18 protein-coding genes and 1 pseudogene are annotated in these 14,335 nt (G+C 62.9%); 14 read left to right on the top strand and 5 right to left on the bottom strand.

The window, feature by feature from the left end:
• Positions 1–9: 9 nt before the first annotated feature.
• The 4 genes from FCK22_RS03420 to FCK22_RS03405 all read left to right on the top strand — a co-directional run bounded on the left by FCK22_RS03420 (position 10) and on the right by FCK22_RS03405 (position 2,394).
• Positions 10–234, top strand: coding sequence for a hypothetical protein (locus FCK22_RS03420; protein WP_067264509.1), 225 nt, complete (start codon positions 10–12; stop codon positions 232–234).
• A 126-nt stretch (positions 235–360) separates the two neighbouring features.
• Complete coding sequence (gene rpmI, locus FCK22_RS03415) at positions 361–561, top strand: 50S ribosomal protein L35 (protein WP_067264506.1); 201 nt, start codon at positions 361–363, stop codon at positions 559–561.
• Between the two features lie 15 nt (positions 562–576).
• Positions 577–942 (top strand): 50S ribosomal protein L20, encoded by a 366-nt coding sequence (gene rplT, locus FCK22_RS03410; RefSeq protein WP_067264504.1) that lies wholly within the window; start codon positions 577–579, stop codon positions 940–942.
• A 255-nt stretch (positions 943–1,197) separates the two neighbouring features.
• Positions 1,198–2,394, top strand: coding sequence for a Hint domain-containing protein (locus FCK22_RS03405; protein ID WP_082852060.1), 1,197 nt, complete (start codon positions 1,198–1,200; stop codon positions 2,392–2,394).
• On the opposite strand, the gene FCK22_RS03400 is transcribed toward FCK22_RS03405, so the two are convergent.
• Complete coding sequence (locus FCK22_RS03400) at positions 2,383–2,595, bottom strand: hypothetical protein (RefSeq protein ID WP_067264502.1); 213 nt, start codon at positions 2,593–2,595, stop codon at positions 2,383–2,385. The genes FCK22_RS03405 and FCK22_RS03400 overlap by 12 nt on opposite strands.
• 95 nt (positions 2,596–2,690) lie before the next feature.
• On the bottom strand, positions 2,691–3,365 hold the full coding sequence (locus FCK22_RS03395) for a type 1 glutamine amidotransferase domain-containing protein (RefSeq protein WP_067264500.1): 675 nt from the start codon (positions 3,363–3,365) through the stop codon (positions 2,691–2,693).
• A gap of 172 nt (positions 3,366–3,537) precedes the next feature.
• Between FCK22_RS03395 and pheS the strand changes: the two genes are divergently transcribed.
• From pheS to FCK22_RS03375, 4 genes and pseudogenes are all read left to right on the top strand, one after another.
• Complete coding sequence (gene pheS / locus FCK22_RS03390; RefSeq protein ID WP_067264498.1) at positions 3,538–4,611, top strand: phenylalanine--tRNA ligase subunit alpha; 1,074 nt, start codon at positions 3,538–3,540, stop codon at positions 4,609–4,611.
• The gene (locus FCK22_RS03385; protein ID WP_136720221.1) at positions 4,608–5,147 is read left to right on the top strand and encodes a hypothetical protein; all 540 of its coding nucleotides are present in this window, start codon (positions 4,608–4,610) and stop codon (positions 5,145–5,147) included. The genes pheS and FCK22_RS03385 overlap by 4 nt, the downstream gene beginning before the upstream one ends.
• A pseudogene (pheT, locus tag FCK22_RS03380) lies at positions 5,144–7,539 on the top strand (phenylalanine--tRNA ligase subunit beta). The gene FCK22_RS03385 and the pseudogene pheT overlap by 4 nt, the downstream one beginning before the upstream one ends.
• A 20-nt stretch (positions 7,540–7,559) precedes the next feature.
• A complete protein-coding gene (locus FCK22_RS03375; protein WP_067264490.1) occupies positions 7,560–8,003 on the top strand; it encodes a YtoQ family protein in 444 nt (147 codons plus the stop codon).
• Positions 8,004–8,256: 253 nt separating this feature from the next.
• Here the strand turns inward: FCK22_RS03375 and FCK22_RS18845 are convergent, their stop codons facing one another.
• Positions 8,257–8,421: a hypothetical protein gene (locus FCK22_RS18845; protein ID WP_156505690.1), complete on the bottom strand. Its 165-nt coding sequence runs from the start codon at positions 8,419–8,421 to the stop codon at positions 8,257–8,259.
• Here FCK22_RS18845 and FCK22_RS03370 point away from each other — a divergent pair.
• Both FCK22_RS03370 and mscL read left to right on the top strand, forming a co-directional pair.
• Entirely contained in the window at positions 8,359–9,312 is a 954-nt protein-coding gene (locus FCK22_RS03370) for a histidine kinase dimerization/phosphoacceptor domain -containing protein (RefSeq protein ID WP_346348324.1), read from the top strand. The genes FCK22_RS18845 and FCK22_RS03370 overlap by 63 nt on opposite strands.
• A gap of 122 nt (positions 9,313–9,434) precedes the next feature.
• On the top strand, positions 9,435–9,866 hold the full coding sequence (gene mscL, locus FCK22_RS03365) for a large conductance mechanosensitive channel protein MscL (protein WP_067268553.1): 432 nt from the start codon (positions 9,435–9,437) through the stop codon (positions 9,864–9,866).
• Positions 9,867–9,928: 62 nt separating this feature from the next.
• Here the strand turns inward: mscL and ald are convergent, their stop codons facing one another.
• Entirely contained in the window at positions 9,929–11,047 is a 1,119-nt protein-coding gene (gene ald / locus FCK22_RS03360; protein ID WP_067268554.1) for an alanine dehydrogenase, read from the bottom strand.
• Positions 11,048–11,185: 138 nt separating this feature from the next.
• Here ald and FCK22_RS03355 point away from each other — a divergent pair, with 138 nt between their 5' ends.
• Complete coding sequence (locus tag FCK22_RS03355; RefSeq protein WP_067268556.1) at positions 11,186–11,644, top strand: Lrp/AsnC family transcriptional regulator; 459 nt, start codon at positions 11,186–11,188, stop codon at positions 11,642–11,644.
• A 255-nt stretch (positions 11,645–11,899) separates the two neighbouring features.
• On the opposite strand, the gene rpsU is transcribed toward FCK22_RS03355, so the two are convergent.
• The gene (gene rpsU / locus FCK22_RS03350; RefSeq protein WP_007118112.1) at positions 11,900–12,106 is read right to left on the bottom strand and encodes a 30S ribosomal protein S21; all 207 of its coding nucleotides are present in this window, start codon (positions 12,104–12,106) and stop codon (positions 11,900–11,902) included.
• Between the two features lie 110 nt (positions 12,107–12,216).
• Between rpsU and FCK22_RS03345 the strand changes: the two genes are divergently transcribed.
• The 3 genes from FCK22_RS03345 to FCK22_RS03335 all read left to right on the top strand — a co-directional run bounded on the left by FCK22_RS03345 (position 12,217) and on the right by FCK22_RS03335 (position 14,287).
• Positions 12,217–12,909: a COQ9 family protein gene (locus FCK22_RS03345; protein WP_067268558.1), complete on the top strand. Its 693-nt coding sequence runs from the start codon at positions 12,217–12,219 to the stop codon at positions 12,907–12,909.
• 72 nt (positions 12,910–12,981) lie between these two features.
• Positions 12,982–13,716 carry an ABC transporter ATP-binding protein gene (locus FCK22_RS03340; RefSeq protein WP_067268560.1) on the top strand — a complete coding sequence of 245 codons (735 nt, stop codon included), beginning with the start codon at positions 12,982–12,984 and terminating at the stop codon, positions 13,714–13,716.
• Positions 13,691–14,287, top strand: a complete 597-nt coding sequence (locus FCK22_RS03335; RefSeq protein ID WP_067268562.1) for an energy-coupling factor transporter transmembrane component T — start codon at positions 13,691–13,693, stop codon at positions 14,285–14,287. Before FCK22_RS03340 ends, FCK22_RS03335 begins: the two co-directional genes overlap by 26 nt.
• The last annotated feature ends 48 nt before the right edge of the window (positions 14,288–14,335 follow it).

The raw sequence follows: 14,335 nt of genomic DNA, 5'->3' as shown, positions 1-14,335 counted from the left end.
GGATGTTGCGTGGACTCTGATTTGGCAATGGTGGTGGGCATCGTTCTGGCGGTGCTGTCGATCCCCTCGATCCTGTCCGCGGTGACCGACCGTCGGTCGCCGCGCGCCTCGGCCATCACGATCTTGATCGCGGGCGGGCTGATCGTCTTTGCGCTGCGCGAAAACCCGGGGCGCTATTCCTTTGAGAACCTGCCGGAGGTCTTCGTCTCGGTCGCGGCGGACTTCTTGCCCTGAGGGGCTGCGCGAAACCTCTTGCATCCCTGACCGACCGCGCCTATACGGCGCATCTTAGCCTGCACGACCGGCCTCAAGTGGCATGCCGAGTCGTGTTTATACCGAACTCAAAAGACGGAGACGGAAATGCCCAAGATGAAGACGAAATCGAGCGCCAAGAAGCGCTTCAAGGTCTCGGCGACCGGCAAGGTCATCGCCAGCCAAGCCGGCAAACAGCACGGCATGATCAAGCGGACCAACAAGTTCATCCGTAACGCACGCGGCACGACAACCCTGTCGGAAGCCGATGCAAAGATCGTCAAGGGCTTCATGCCCTACGCCCGCTGATTAAGGAGAGCCGAGATGTCCCGAGTTAAAGGTGGTACAGTCACCCACGCGCGTCACAAGAAGATCATCAAAGCCGCAAAAGGCTACTATGGTCGCCGCAAGAACGTCTTCAAGGTCGCCACGCAGGCGGTCGACAAGGCCAACCAATATGCAACGCGTGACCGCAAGAACCGCAAGCGCAACTTCCGCGCCCTGTGGATCCAGCGGATCAACGCCGCCGTGCGCAGCCACGACGAGGCGCTGACATACAGCCGCTTCATCAACGGTCTGACGCTGGCCGGCATCGAAGTGGACCGCAAGGTTCTGGCCGATCTGGCCGTGCACGAGCCCGAAGCCTTCGGTGCGATCGTCAAGCAAGCGCAGGACGCGCTGGCGGCCTAAGCCAAGATTGCTTTGAATGTGCGAAAGCCCTGCCGGATGGCGGGGCTTTTTGCGTTTGGGGGATCTGCGTTTCGGGGCGGGCGCAAGGGCCTTGCCATAATCTTGCCCCGATAATCCCTTGCCACGGCCTTGCCTGCTCCTCACCCCCATGGACAATCTGCCCCAACGACAGGTCACTGTGCAGCCTATCTGCACCGGTGCCGCAGCAATTGGCGCTGTTTGTCGGCAAGTTATTTGTAAAAGGTGGGGACGTTTATGCCCGGAATTGTAATCAATAGGTTGGACGAAGACCCCCATGAGACGGTCTACGGCATTCGCGACGATACCAGTTCGCGCGGCGTCGATCTGGAGGGCGCGCGGATCACGCTGACCTATGCCGATGGCTCGGTCGAGACGCTGACGTGGCACGCAACAGATCCCTATACGAATGGCGCGGCGGTGGGCGAGGATACGCAGATGTCCTTCGGCTATGACTGGCACCATCTTGAGACGACCAAGCCGCTCGCCACAATGGAGATCGACCTTCAGCCCGCCAGTTCCGTTTTCGACACCACCACCACGGCGGACGATGACCCCAATGGCGGCTCGACCCCCACTTCGCTTGAGGGGTTTCCCTTCCGCGTGGAGTCCGGTTCGCGGGACTTGGCCGGTGATCTTGAGGTGACCTATTCCGGCATCGTCAATCTGGCAGGCAGCCCGGCTGCGGGGGATTTGTTCACCACCATGACAGTCGATTTCTCAGACCTGCCCGAGGGCGGGTTATTGGGGAATCTGGCGTGGAAATCCGACATCGACACGATGCGCGAGGAGGGCGATCTGGTCTCGACCGGCGTGGCCTGTTTCGCGCGCGGCACGCTGATCACCACCGAAGCGGGCGATCTCCCGGTTGAGGCTTTGGCCCCCGGCGTGCGTGTGCTGACCCAAGGCCACGGCTATCAGGAGCTTGTCGCGGCGCTGCGCCGCAGGGTCGGGGTGGGGGAGTTGGCGAAGAACCCCAAGCTCTACCCCATTCGGATCAGTGCCGGAGCCTTGGGCGCGGGGCTGCCGAAGCGTGACCTCATGGTCTCAAGACAGCATCGCATGGTCGCGCGTTCAGGCATCGTCAAGCGGATCTGCGGCGCGATGGCTGTGCTCGTCGCCGCGATCCGGTTGACCGAACTGCCGGGGGTGCATGTGGATGAGGGCATCTCACAGGTGGAGTATTTCCACTTGGTCTTTGAAAAGCATCAGATCGTCTATGCCGAAGGCGCGCCGAGCGAGAGCTTTTTGCTGAATGCCGAAACGGTGAAAACCCTCGGTCAGGCGCAGCGCGAGGAGTTCGCGACGCTCTTCCCCGCTTTGGTTGAGGGTGACGGCTTCGGCACCCCCGCGCATCAGATCCCAGCGGGCCCCGTGCAAAAGCGGTTGATTGCAAAGCACAAGAAAAACGGGCGCGCCCTGCTATCGGTTTAGGCTGTCGGGGTCATAGGGATTGTGGCTGGCGGCGGTCAGGTTGATCCCATCCTGTGAGGCGCGATGCGCAATCGCCTCTTCGCTGCGGTTCAGTTGCACCGCGATCACGCTGGTCGCCGTGCCCTCTGCTGCAAGAATGCGAAGCTGTTCGAGGTCTTCGGCGCTCCATGGGGCGCCGGTGCTGCGGTCATAATCTGCCATCTCGGAGGCTCCTTTCACGGGCAAAACACGGCGCGCCCTGTGGCGGTTCCTCCCATGGGGGAGAGGGGGCGCGGTCTTGCGCCCCCCACCTGCCGTCACTTCAAGAGCGCCAGCATCTCTTTCGCCGCTTCCTCGGAAGAGGCGGGGTTCTGGCCGGTGACCAGCTTGCCGTCGACCAGCACATAGGACGCCCAATCGTCGCCCTTGCTGTAGTCGCCGCCGTTTTCCTTCAGCATGTCTTCGACCAAGAAGGGCACCACCTCGGTCAGGCCAACGCCTTCTTCCTCGGTGTTGGTAAAGCCGGTCACGCGTTTGCCCGAAACCAGCGGCTTGCCGTTGGCTTGGGTGTCCTTGAACACAGCAGGCGCGTGGCAGACGGCCCCCACGGGGCGCTCGGAGGCCCAGAAGGTTTCGATCAGGCGCTTGCTGTCGGCGTCATTGGCCAGATCCCACAGGGGGCCGTGGCCGCCGGGGTAGAAGATCGCATCGAAACCATCCGCGTCCACATCGCCCAGCACTTTGGTCGAGGCCAGTGCCTGCTGCGCGGCGTCATCGCCCTTGAACCGGCGGGTGGCGTCGGTCTGCGCGTCTTCGCTGTCGCTATTGGGGTCGAGCGGCGGCTGCCCGCCCTTGGGCGAGGCAAGGGTCACATCCGCGCCCGCGTCCTTGAAAACGTAATAGGGGGCGGCGAATTCTTCGAGCCAAAAGCCGGTCTTGTTGCCGGTGTCGCCCAATTCATCATGCGATGTCAGAACCATCAGAATTTTCATCAGTCTGTCCTTTCGGGGGAGGTTGGGCGCGCCGCTGAAGCAGGGCGCGCCGAGGGGATGCGGCCTAACGCTTTGCAGAGGTGGTGGTTCCCCCGTGGCGCCACAACCCCTACGGCTTGCATTCGAGGGGCGAGAGGGCTAGCAGGACGGGGTATTATTCCAAGGGCCTGTCATGGACGATCTGAAGCAAAAGTACCTGAGCCAAATCGCCGATGCTGGCGACGAATCCGCGCTGGAAGACATCCGGCTGGCCGCCGTGGGCAAAAAGGGCGAAGTCGCGCTGAAAATGCGCGAGCTGGGCAAGATGACCCCCGAGGAGCGTCAGGTCGCGGGCCCCGCGCTGAACGCGCTGAAGGATGAGATCAACTCGGCGCTCTCGGCCAAGAAGGCGGCCCTTGCCGATGCCGCGCTGGACGAGCGCCTGCGCAGCGAATGGCTCGACGTGACCCTGCCCACGCGGCACCAGCGTCAAGGCAGCATCCACCCGGTGAGCCAAGTCACCGAAGAGCTGACCGCGATCTTCGCCGAGATGGGTTTTGCCGTTGCCGAAGGCCCGCGCATCGACACCGATTGGTACAACTTCGACGCGCTAAACATCCCCGGCCACCACCCCGCGCGGGCCGAAATGGACACCTTCTATATGCACCGGGCCGAGGGGGACGAACGCGCGCCCCATGTGCTGCGCACCCATACCTCCCCGGTGCAGATCCGCACCATGGAGGCCGAGGGCGCGCCTTTGCGCATCATCTGCCCCGGCGGCGTCTACCGCGCGGACTATGACCAGACCCACACGCCGATGTTCCATCAGGTCGAAGGTCTGGCGATCGACAAGGACCTGTCGATGGCGAACCTGAAATGGGTGCTGGAGGAGTTCTTCTCGGCCTTCTTCGAAATCGACGGCATCAAGACCCGCTTCCGCGCCTCGCATTTCCCCTTCACCGAGCCTTCGGCCGAGGTCGACATCCAATGTTCCTGGGTCGACGGCCAGCTGCGCATCGGCGAGGGTGACGGCTGGATGGAGGTGCTCGGCTCCGGCATGGTGCACCCCAAGGTGCTCTCCGCCGGCGGGATCGACCCCGAGAAATGGCAGGGCTTTGCCTTTGGCATGGGGATCGACCGGATCGCGATGCTGAAATACGGTATTCCGGACTTGCGGGCATTCTTTGATTCAGACCTGCGCTGGCTGCGGCACTATGGGTTTGCGAGCTTGGATCAGCCGAATTTGCATGGTGGGTTGAGTAGGTGAATGAGACCGGTGAAGTTTTCCAAATTATCGATTGGGCAAGATTTGCTGCTACACTAGTTTCGCCATTTGTAGCACTCGCCGGTGGTATATGGCTTTTCTTCATTAAGGCGTCTCAACAGCGGGCAGATGAGTTGCGGAGAGAGCGTCTTACTGTATATCGGAAATACCTCGCTGTTCTTCAGGAGCATAAGAGCGCAGACTATGATGATCCAGCTTCTGCTGGTTTGGCGCTAATGGAAAAATTATCGCCTTTTCAAGATCAGGTGGCCCTAATGGCACCAGATGACGTCGCGGTTGCGTCACTTAAGCTTCTCAACTCGAACATCGGCGACCACTATTGGCAGAATGGTAAGCGGGTTCAACATCTACACAAACTCGGTCGAACGCCCACGCAGGAGGAGTACGACGCTTTTATGGCTATGAGTATTCCTTTTAGAGAAGCACGTAGGGAGCTGATAAAGGAAATGAGAAAAGACATTGTTCAAGGTACGGGCATCAACGGCAATCTCACCGATGTTGAGGAACTAAATAAATGAAATTCACCCTCTCCTGGCTCAAGGACCATCTCGACACCACGGCGTCGATTGATGAGATCACCTATGCCCTGACCGACCTTGGCCTCGAAGTCGAAGGCGTCGAGAACCCGGCGGCGAAGCTTGCCGACTTCACCCTCGGCTATGTGCAATCGGCCGAGAAACATCCCGATGCCGACCGGCTGAACGTCTGTCAGGTGGAAACCGACGAAGGCGTCATGCAGATCATCTGTGGCGCGCCCAATGCCCGCGCGGCATCACCGTCGTCGTGGCCAAGCCGGGCGTCTATGTGCCGGGCATCGACACGACCATCGGCGTCGGCAAGATCCGCGGCGTGGAGAGCTTCGGCATGATGGCCTCCGAGCGCGAGATGGAACTCAGCGAGGAACATGACGGCATCATCGAGCTGCCCTCGGGCAAGCCCGGTGACCGTTTCATCGACTGGCTGGCCGAGAACGATCCCGCCAAAGTCGACCCGGTGATCGAGATCGCCATCACTCCGAACCGCCCCGATGCGCTTGGCGTGCGCGGCATTGCGCGTGACCTCGCCGCGCGGGGTCTGGGCAAGCTCAAGCCGCGCGATTGCGATGCGGTCGAGGGCAGCTTTGCCTCGCCGATCTCCGTCAGCATCGACGAGGATACGCTTGACGGCTGCCCGGTGTTCTATGGCCGCTTGATCAAAGGCGTGAAGAACGGCCCCAGCCCGAAGTGGCTGCAGGACCGGCTCCGCGCCATCGGGCTGCGCCCGATTTCGTTCCTCGTGGACGTGACCAACTTCTTCACCTTCGACCGCAACCGCCCGCTGCATGTCTTCGACGCCGACAAGGTCGCGGGCAACCTGCGGGTACACCGCGCCAAGGGCGGCGAGGAGATCGCGGCGCTCGACGAGAAGAGCTACACCCTGCAGGAAGGCCAGATGGTCATCTCCGACGACAGCGGCGTGGAAAGCATCGCAGGCATCATGGGCGGCGAGGCCACCGGCGTGACCGAAGAGACGGTGAACGTCTTTGTCGAGAGCGCCTATTGGGACCCGGTTCAGATCGCCTACACGGGCCGCGCGCTGAAGATCAACTCGGACGCGCGCTACCGTTTCGAGCGCGGGGTTGATCCGGCTTTCACGCCCGAGGGGCTGGAGCTTGCCACGCATATGATCCTCGATCACGCCGGCGGCGAGGCCTCCGAGGTCGTGGTCGCGGGGCAGGTGCCGGACACGTCGCGCGCCTACAAGCTTGATGCCGCGCGGGTGCAGTCGCTCGTCGGCATGACGATCCCCGAAAGCGACCAGCGCGAGACGCTGACCGCGCTCGGCTTCCAGCTCGACGGTGACATGGCACAGGTGCCGAGCTGGCGCCCGGACGTGCAGGGCGAGGCCGATCTGGTCGAGGAAGTCGCGCGCATCGCTTCGTTGACGCAGCTCGAAGGCAAGCCGCTGCCGCGTCTGACCACGGGCGTGCCGCGCCCGGTGCTCTCGCCCATGCAGCGCCGCGTGGTGACCGCCCGGCGCACCGCCGCAGCGCTCGGCTACAACGAATGCGTGAGCTACAGCTTCATCGACCAAGCCTCGGCGGCGCTGTTCGGCGGTGGCACCGATGCGACGCGGCTGGAGAACCCGATCTCCTCGGACATGAGCCACATGCGGCCCGACCTGCTGCCCGGCCTGCTGCAAGCTGCCGCCCGCAATCAGGCGCGCGGCTTTGCCGACATGGCGCTTTTCGAGGTTGGCCCTGCCTTCTCCGGCGGCGAGCCGGGCGAGGAGCAGGTCATGGTCTCCGGTCTTCTGGTTGGCCGCACCGGCCCACGCGACGTGCATGGCGCCGCGCGTGCGGTGGATGTCTATGACGTGAAGGCCGATGCCGAGGCGGTGCTGGCCGCCATCGGCGCGCCCGCCAAGGTGCAGATCCTGCGCGGCGCTGATGAGTGGTGGCATCCGGGCCGTCACGGCAAGATCTGCCTCGGCCCCAAGAAGGTGCTCGGTGTCTTTGGCGAAGTGCACCCGCGGGTGCTGGCGGCGATGGACGTGAAAGGCCCGGCGATGGCCTTCACCCTCTACCCCGCCGAAGTGCCGCTGCCGCGCAAATCCGGCGCCACTCGCCCCGCGCTTCAGATCAGCGACCTGCAGGCGGTCGAGCGTGACTTCGCCTTTGTCGTCGATGCCGATGTGGAAGCACTGGCGCTGGTCAATGCCGCCAAGGGTGCCGACAAGACCCTGATCGAAGATGTGCGCGTTTTCGACGAGTTCATCGGCGGCAGCCTTGGCGAAGGCAAGAAATCCCTCGCCATCACCGTGCGCCTGCAACCCAGCGACAAGACGCTGAAAGACGCAGACATCGAAGCGGTGGGTGCTAAGGTGGTCGAGAAGGTGACCAAGGCCACCGGCGGCGTGCTGCGCGGCTGAACCAAGGAAGGACGGAAGCGATGAAAGTCTATCTCTCCGGTGAAATCCACACCGATTGGCGCGAACAGATCACCGAGGGGGCGCGTAGCCTTGAGGTGACATTTACCGCGCCCGTCACCGACCACGCCGCCAGCGACGATTGCGGCGTGGCGATCCTCGGCGCGGAGGACGACAAGTTCTGGCACGACCGTAAGGGCGCACAGATCAACGCGATCCGCACCCGCAAGGCGATTGCCGAGGCGGATGTCGTCGTGGTGCGTTTTGGTGACCAGTACAAGCAGTGGAACGCGGCCTTCGACGCGGGCTATGCCGCAGCACTTGGTAAATCGCTGATCATCCTGCACGGCCCCGACCACGCCCACGCGCTGAAAGAGGTCGATGCCGCGGCGCTCGCCGTGGCCTCCGAGCCTGCGCAAGTGGTGGAGATTCTGCGCTATGTCTTGACCGGTACGCTGCCGGGGTGACGCGGCAGCGGGGCTAGCCGCGTTAAAATTTAACATCTATCAAGGGTTTAAGCGCGAATCGATTCGGTAGCGTGCTGGACGCCGCTGCTTTGCGGACTAAACCTTCACTAGCTGGAGGTTCATCAGCCGTGATCTGCCCCCCGAAAGGCAGGCCATATCCGTCCCCCGCTGTCGTGCCATAGTCGCGCGGCGGGTTAACTTTGGAAGGAGAAGGTCCATTTTAGCCGACACGCCCGCAGAGCAGGACGAGCGTCTAGAGACGCTCTATTCCTATGATGTTCTTGATACCGAAGCCGAAGCGGATTTCGACGATATCGTCGAGCTTGCGTCCAAAATCTGCGAAACGCCCGTCTCTCTGATCAGTCTGGTTGATGAAAAGCGCCAATGGTTCAAGGCGCGCGTCGGGTTCGAGCCGCATGAGACGGCCCTTGATCAATCGGTCTGCTCTCATGCCATTCTCGACGAGGGCTATACTGAGATCGCGGATATGGGGGCGGATCCGCGCACCTCGGACAATCCGCTTTATGTTGGCGACCCTCGGGTGAAATTCTATGCCGGTGCCAATCTTGTCGCGCCGAACGGCCAGCCGATTGGCACGCTTTGCGTGCTGGATACCAAGCCGCGGACCCTGAATGATTTCCAACGCCAAGCGCTGCAAACCCTGTCGCGCCATGTGATGATGCAGTTGGAACTGCGCAAGAAAATCCGCATCGAAGCGGCGCTGCGCGCCGAGATGGACCACCGGGTTAAGAACTCGTTCCAGACCATCGCCTCATTGCTGCGCATGGCGACACGCAAGGTGCAAGACCCCGACGCCAAGGATGTGCTTGCCCTTGTCGAGCGCCGTTTCGGCGCGGTGGCATCGCTGCACAGCGAGTTGATGGGGCAGGGTGGCCGAAGCAAGGTGCAAACCACCTCCTACCTCGAACAGCTGAACAAGCTCCTCGCTGCCAGCGCGCCGGACCACGTGACCATCTTTTGCGCGGCTGAGCCGGGCGAGTTGCAGGCCGTGCAGGCCTCGGCGCTCGGCATGATCGTGAGCGAATTCGTGGCCAATTCGATCAAACACGCCTTTGCCGGGGACCGGGCGGGGGAGATCAGAATCTCCCTACGGCGGCAGGAGGGGGCCGAGGGCTGGCTTCTGGAATGCCGCGACAATGGCTGCGGCCATGCCAGTGCCGTCTCGGGGGCCGATAGCACGGGGCTGGGGCGGATGTTGATGGCCACGGCAGCCGAGCAGTTGAACGGGCGTCTGACGACCGATTTCAGCCCCGAGGGCGCGCTTTTGCGGGTCTGTTTTCGGGATTGAACGGGCGCGGGCCGTAAAACGCGCGATTTACCGTAAAACTTTATTGACCGTTCTATGTGCCAGTCCGCACTATCGACCGTGATGGCGGGGTTATCGGCGCGCCTTAGAATAGGGACAGAACTGTGATTCAAGAATTCAAGGATTTCATCGCCAAGGGGAATGTCATGGACATGGCCGTTGGTATCATCATCGGCGCGGCCTTCACAGCGATCGTGTCGTCACTGGTGGCCGATCTGATCAACCCGATCATCGGGCTTTTCACCGGCGGGGTGGATTTCACCAATAACTATGCCGTGCTGTCGGGCGATGTGCCTGCGACCGCTTCGCTAGAGCAGGCGCGGGAGGCGGGGGCGTCGGTCTTTGCCTATGGCTCGTTCCTGATGGCCGTGATCAACTTTTTCATCATCGCCTTCGTGGTCTTCATCTTGGTGAAGATGGTGAACCGGGTGAAGGCGGCAGCGGAAAAGCCGGATGAGGTGGCACCAGAGGTCAAGACCGGCCCATCGCAGCTCGATGTATTGCTGGAAATTCGAGACGCTTTGAAGGCGCGCTGAGCGCTGCTTTCGAAATGGAAAGGCCCGCCAATCTGGCGGGCCTTTTGTTTGGCCGCTGACGTTCAGCCCGCGATGGCCTGATCCGCGGTGATGCTGTCGATCCCAAGCGCTTCGCCCACGGCGGCATAGGTCAGCTTGCCCGCGTGGACGTTCAGCCCGGCCTTGAGGTGCGGGTCATCCGCGCAGGCCTGTTTCCAGCCCTTGTCGGCCAGTGCCAGCATGAAGGGCATGGTGGCGTTGCCAAGCGCGATGGTCGAGGTGCGCGCCACGGCGCCGGGCATATTGGCCACGCAGTAGTGCATGATGCCGTCGACCTCATAAACCGGGTCTTGGTGCGTCGTCGCCTTGGAAGTCTCGAAGCAGCCGCCTTGGTCGATGGCCACGTCAACCAGCGCCGCGCCGGGTTTGAGTTCCGACAGTTGCGCGCGGCTGATCAGTTTGGGGGCCGCGGCCCCGGGGATCAGCACCGCGCCGATGATCATATCGGCCTCACGCGCCAGTTCGATGGTGTTGCCCGCGCTGGCATAGGCGGTTTTGAAGGTGCCGCCATAGATGTCATCGAGATAGCGCATCCGGGGCAAGGAGCGGTCGAGCACGGTCACATCCGCGCCCATGCCCGCGGCGATGCGGGCCGCATGGGTGCCGACGACGCCGCCGCCGATGACCATGACCTTAGCCGGGCCGACACCGGGCACGCCGCCCATCAGCACGCCGCGCCCGCCATTGGCCTTTTGCAGCGTCCATGCGCCGACCTGCGGGGCCAGACGGCCCGCGACCTCGGACATTGGGGCCAGCAGGGGCAGGCCGCCATTGCGGTCGGTCACGGTTTCATAGGCAATCGCCGTACAGCCCGAGGCCAGCAGGTCGTGGGTTTGATCCGGGTCGGGCGCGAGGTGCAGATAGGTAAAGAGCAATTGCCCTTCGCGCAGCATCTTGCGTTCGCCCGCCTGCGGCTCCTTCACCTTGACGATCATGTCGGCTGTGGCAAAGATCTCCTCGGCCGTGTCGATGATGCGCGCCCCGGCGGCGGTGTAATCCGCATCTTCGAAGCCCGCGCCGACCCCGGCCCCCGCCTGCACGATAACCTCATGCCCATGGGCGATGGCTTCTTGTGCGGCATTGGGCGTCAGGCCGACGCGGAATTCCTGCGGTTTGATTTCTGTCGGGCATCCGATTTTCATGGGGGTTCCTCCTCCTCCGTAGTGGGACAGGGCTATCATATCTGCCGTGCATATCGCTGCGAAATTGGGGTCGCCAAGGGGCGCATCCTTCGAATATAATCGCGCTGGATTGCTTCCTCACGCGAAAGTATTGCGCATATGGGCTTGGATGAGATTGATCGGCGTGTTTTGCGGGCTTTGCAGCGCAATGGGCGGATGTCCAATGCCGAACTGTCAGAGGTGGTGCATCTGTCACCCTCGGCCTGTCATCGCCGTGTACAGCGGTTGGAGAAGGAAGGGTATATCCGCGATTATGTGGCCCTTTTGGACCCGCGCAAGCTGGATATGCCGACGACGGTCTTTGTGGAGATCACTCTACAGGCGCAGGCCGAAGAGGTGTTGGAGGCCTTCGAGAAGTCGGTCTCGCGCATTCCCGATGTGTTGGAGTGTCACCTGATGGCCGGGACGGCGGATTACCTGTTGAAGATCGTGGCCGAAAATACCGAAGATTTCGCCCGTATTCACCGCCAGCATTTGGCGCGGCTGCCGGGGGTGGCACAGATGCAGTCGAGTTTTGCGCTCAGGACGGTGTGCAAGACCACCGCGCTGCCGGTGTAGTTGGAAAGCCCGGAATCAAGGCCGAAGGCCGCCGGGCAGCGCCAGACCGCCCGGACGGGCTGGCGCTTTTGCTGAGGTCGTGCCGTCCTGAAGTATTTCTCAAGCGCAGCTACCATAAACTGCCCAATCGAAGGGATTTCGAGCGCCTTCCCGCGGTCTGGCGCCGCCCGGCTCCGCTGCGCTCCCCCACAAAACAAAACCCCCGCTGCCATGGGCACCGGGGGTTCTATATCTGTCGCGTGTCGCGGGGATGATTTACATCATACCTTCGCGTTGCGCTTTTTTGCGTGCCAGTTTACGGGCACGGCGGATCGCTTCAGCTTTCTCGCGCGCTTTTTTCTCGGACGGTTTCTCGAAATGTTGCTTGAGCTTCATTTCACGGAAAACGCCTTCGCGCTGGAGCTTTTTCTTCAGAGCCCGGAGGGCCTGATCGACGTTGTTGTCGCGAACACTAACCTGCATGTGGTTGTCACCACCTTTCTAGGATAAAGTTGCAAGGAATTGCAGGAAATGGGCCTATAACAGCCTATATCACGTTTGTCTACCCCATCACGCCCCGATAGGAGCCCGCCATGACACCGCCCAAGGCCGACCCAAAGGACCAATTGCTGGATGCCGCATTGATGCATGTGCCGTTTGACGGCTGGTCGCCCGCGACCTTCAACGCCGCGATCAAGGACAGCGGTCTGGACCCGGCGCTGGCCCGTGCGGTCTGCCCGCGCGGGGCGGTCGATCTCGCGGTGGCCTATCACCGGCGCGGCGATGCCAAAATGGTCGAAGGTTTGACGCAGGCCGATCTGTCGGCGCTGCGCTTCAGGGACCGTATCGCCAAGGCCGTGCGCTTGCGGCTCGAAGCGGGGGATCGTGAGGCGATCCGCCGGGGCAGCACACTGTTTGCTCTGCCGCATCACGCCCCCGAAGGGGCCGGGCTGATCTGGGAGACCAGCGATAAGATTTGGACCGCGCTTGGCGATACCTCGGAGGATGTGAACTGGTACAGCAAACGGGCCACGCTGTCGGGGGTCTATTCGGCCACGCTGCTTTACTGGCTGGGGGATGCCAGTGAGGGGCATCAGGCGACATGGTCGTTCCTCGACCGGCGCATCGACGATGTGATGCAGATCGAAAAGCTCAAATCCCATGTGCGCGAAAGCCCGACGCTGAGCCGTCTCATGGCCGGGCCGAACTGGCTGTTGAGCCATATCAAGGCCCCGCGCGGGCAAGGTGACCCCGATCTGCCGGGCCGTTGGACGCCGCCGAGCTAAGGCGCGCTGCGGGCTTCCCCGCCCGCGCGGCAGGTGGTAGGGCGGGGCACCCGGTTTTACCACAGGCACCCGATGACCAACCCGACCCTTCCGCTCATCGATATTGACAGCATCAGCTACACCCCCGGCGGCGCGCCGGTGCTGCGGGGCGTGAGCCTGAGCTCAGATGCCGCGCGGATCGGCATCGTGGGCCGCAACGGCTCGGGCAAGACCTCTTTCGCGCGGGTTCTGTCGGGGCTGGTGGCTGCCGATGAAGGGCAGGTGCGGATTGCCGGGGTCGATGTGGCCCGTGACCGCCGCCGCGCGATCGGGGCGGTGGGCATCCTGTTTCAGAACCCGGACCATCAGATCATCTTTCCCACCGTGGAAGAGGAAATCGCCTTTGGTCTGCGGCAGATGGGCCAATCCAAGGCCGAGGCCGCGCGGGGCGTGGCGGCGATCCTTGGTCAATTCGACAAGCGCCATTGGGCGCAGGCGTCGATTCACCAACTCTCCCAAGGGCAGCGGCAGTTGGTTTGCCTGATGGCAGTCTTGGCGATGCAGCCGCGGGTGGTGGTGTTGGACGAACCCTTTGCCGGGCTCGACATCCCCACGCGGTTGCACCTCGAACGGGTTTTGGCGGGGCTGGACCTGACGCTGGTCCATATCACCCACGATCCGGCGGCGGTGGCGGCATACGATCACGTTCTCTGGCTGGAGCGCGGCGAGGTCGTTCAGCAAGGCAGCGCCCGCCCGGTGCTGCGCGCCTTTGAGACGCGGATGAAGGAATTGGGGGCGAGCGATGATCTCTCTGACCTCGCCGGTTGAAACCCGCGCCCATGGCTGGCCCGCCGGGGCCAAACTGGGGGCGCTCTGCGTGGCCACGCTGCTGCTCTTCGGGGTGGAGGAGCCGGTTTGGCAAATCCTCTTCTGCGCTGGGATGCTGCTGCTCTATGCCCTGCCGGGGCGGGCCTTCCTGCGGGCCGGGTTGGGGCGTCTGTGGATGCTTTGGCCTTTCGTCGGGCTGATCCTGCTGTGGCATGTCCTGACCGACGATGCGGAGGCGGGGCTTGTGATCGCGCTACGGATGGTCACCGCCGTGGGGCTTGCGAACCTCGTCACCATGACCACCAAGCTCAGCGATATGATGGGGGTGGTGCATTGGCTCGCCGCCCCGCTGCGCCGTTTCGGGCTGCGCACGCGCAGCCTTGAGTTGGCCGTGGCGCTGGTGGTGCGTTTCACCCCGGTGCTGGCGGCCAAGGGGCAGATGCTGTCGCTGGCGTGGCGGGCGCGGTCGCGCAGGCGGGCGGGCTGGCGCGTGGTGATGCCCTTCACGGTTCTGGCCATCGACGACGCCGAACATGTGGCCGAGGCGCTGCGCGCGCGGGGCGGGCTGTAATGCTTGACCGGGGCAGGGGGGTGGCCTAGGCAATGGAAAATTCAACCC

The sequence above is a fragment of the Sulfitobacter sp. 15WGC genome (assembly GCF_005068605.1).
Taxonomy (GTDB): Bacteria; Pseudomonadota; Alphaproteobacteria; order Rhodobacterales; family Rhodobacteraceae; genus Sulfitobacter; species Sulfitobacter faviae.
The sequence above is the reverse complement of the archived record's forward strand: the minus strand, read 5'-3'. Positions and strand labels throughout refer to the sequence as shown.

Coding starts and splice junctions, on each gene's coding strand:
- rpmI (WP_067264506.1), top strand. CDS start 361: ATGCCCAAGATGAAGACGAAATCGAGCGCCAAGAAGCGCTTCAAGGTC.
- rplT (WP_067264504.1), top strand. CDS start 577: ATGTCCCGAGTTAAAGGTGGTACAGTCACCCACGCGCGTCACAAGAAG.
- FCK22_RS03405 (WP_082852060.1), top strand. CDS start 1,198: ATGCCCGGAATTGTAATCAATAGGTTGGACGAAGACCCCCATGAGACG.
- FCK22_RS03400 (WP_067264502.1), bottom strand. CDS start 2,595: ATGGCAGATTATGACCGCAGCACCGGCGCCCCATGGAGCGCCGAAGAC.
- FCK22_RS03395 (WP_067264500.1), bottom strand. CDS start 3,365: ATGAAAATTCTGATGGTTCTGACATCGCATGATGAATTGGGCGACACC.
- pheS (WP_067264498.1), top strand. CDS start 3,538: ATGGACGATCTGAAGCAAAAGTACCTGAGCCAAATCGCCGATGCTGGC.
- FCK22_RS03375 (WP_067264490.1), top strand. CDS start 7,560: ATGAAAGTCTATCTCTCCGGTGAAATCCACACCGATTGGCGCGAACAG.
- FCK22_RS18845 (WP_156505690.1), bottom strand. CDS start 8,421: ATGCGGCTCGAACCCGACGCGCGCCTTGAACCATTGGCGCTTTTCATC.
- ald (WP_067268554.1), bottom strand. CDS start 11,047: ATGAAAATCGGATGCCCGACAGAAATCAAACCGCAGGAATTCCGCGTC.
- FCK22_RS03355 (WP_067268556.1), top strand. CDS start 11,186: ATGGGCTTGGATGAGATTGATCGGCGTGTTTTGCGGGCTTTGCAGCGC.
- rpsU (WP_007118112.1), bottom strand. CDS start 12,106: ATGCAGGTTAGTGTTCGCGACAACAACGTCGATCAGGCCCTCCGGGCT.
- FCK22_RS03345 (WP_067268558.1), top strand. CDS start 12,217: ATGACACCGCCCAAGGCCGACCCAAAGGACCAATTGCTGGATGCCGCA.
- FCK22_RS03340 (WP_067268560.1), top strand. CDS start 12,982: ATGACCAACCCGACCCTTCCGCTCATCGATATTGACAGCATCAGCTAC.
- FCK22_RS03335 (WP_067268562.1), top strand. CDS start 13,691: ATGATCTCTCTGACCTCGCCGGTTGAAACCCGCGCCCATGGCTGGCCC.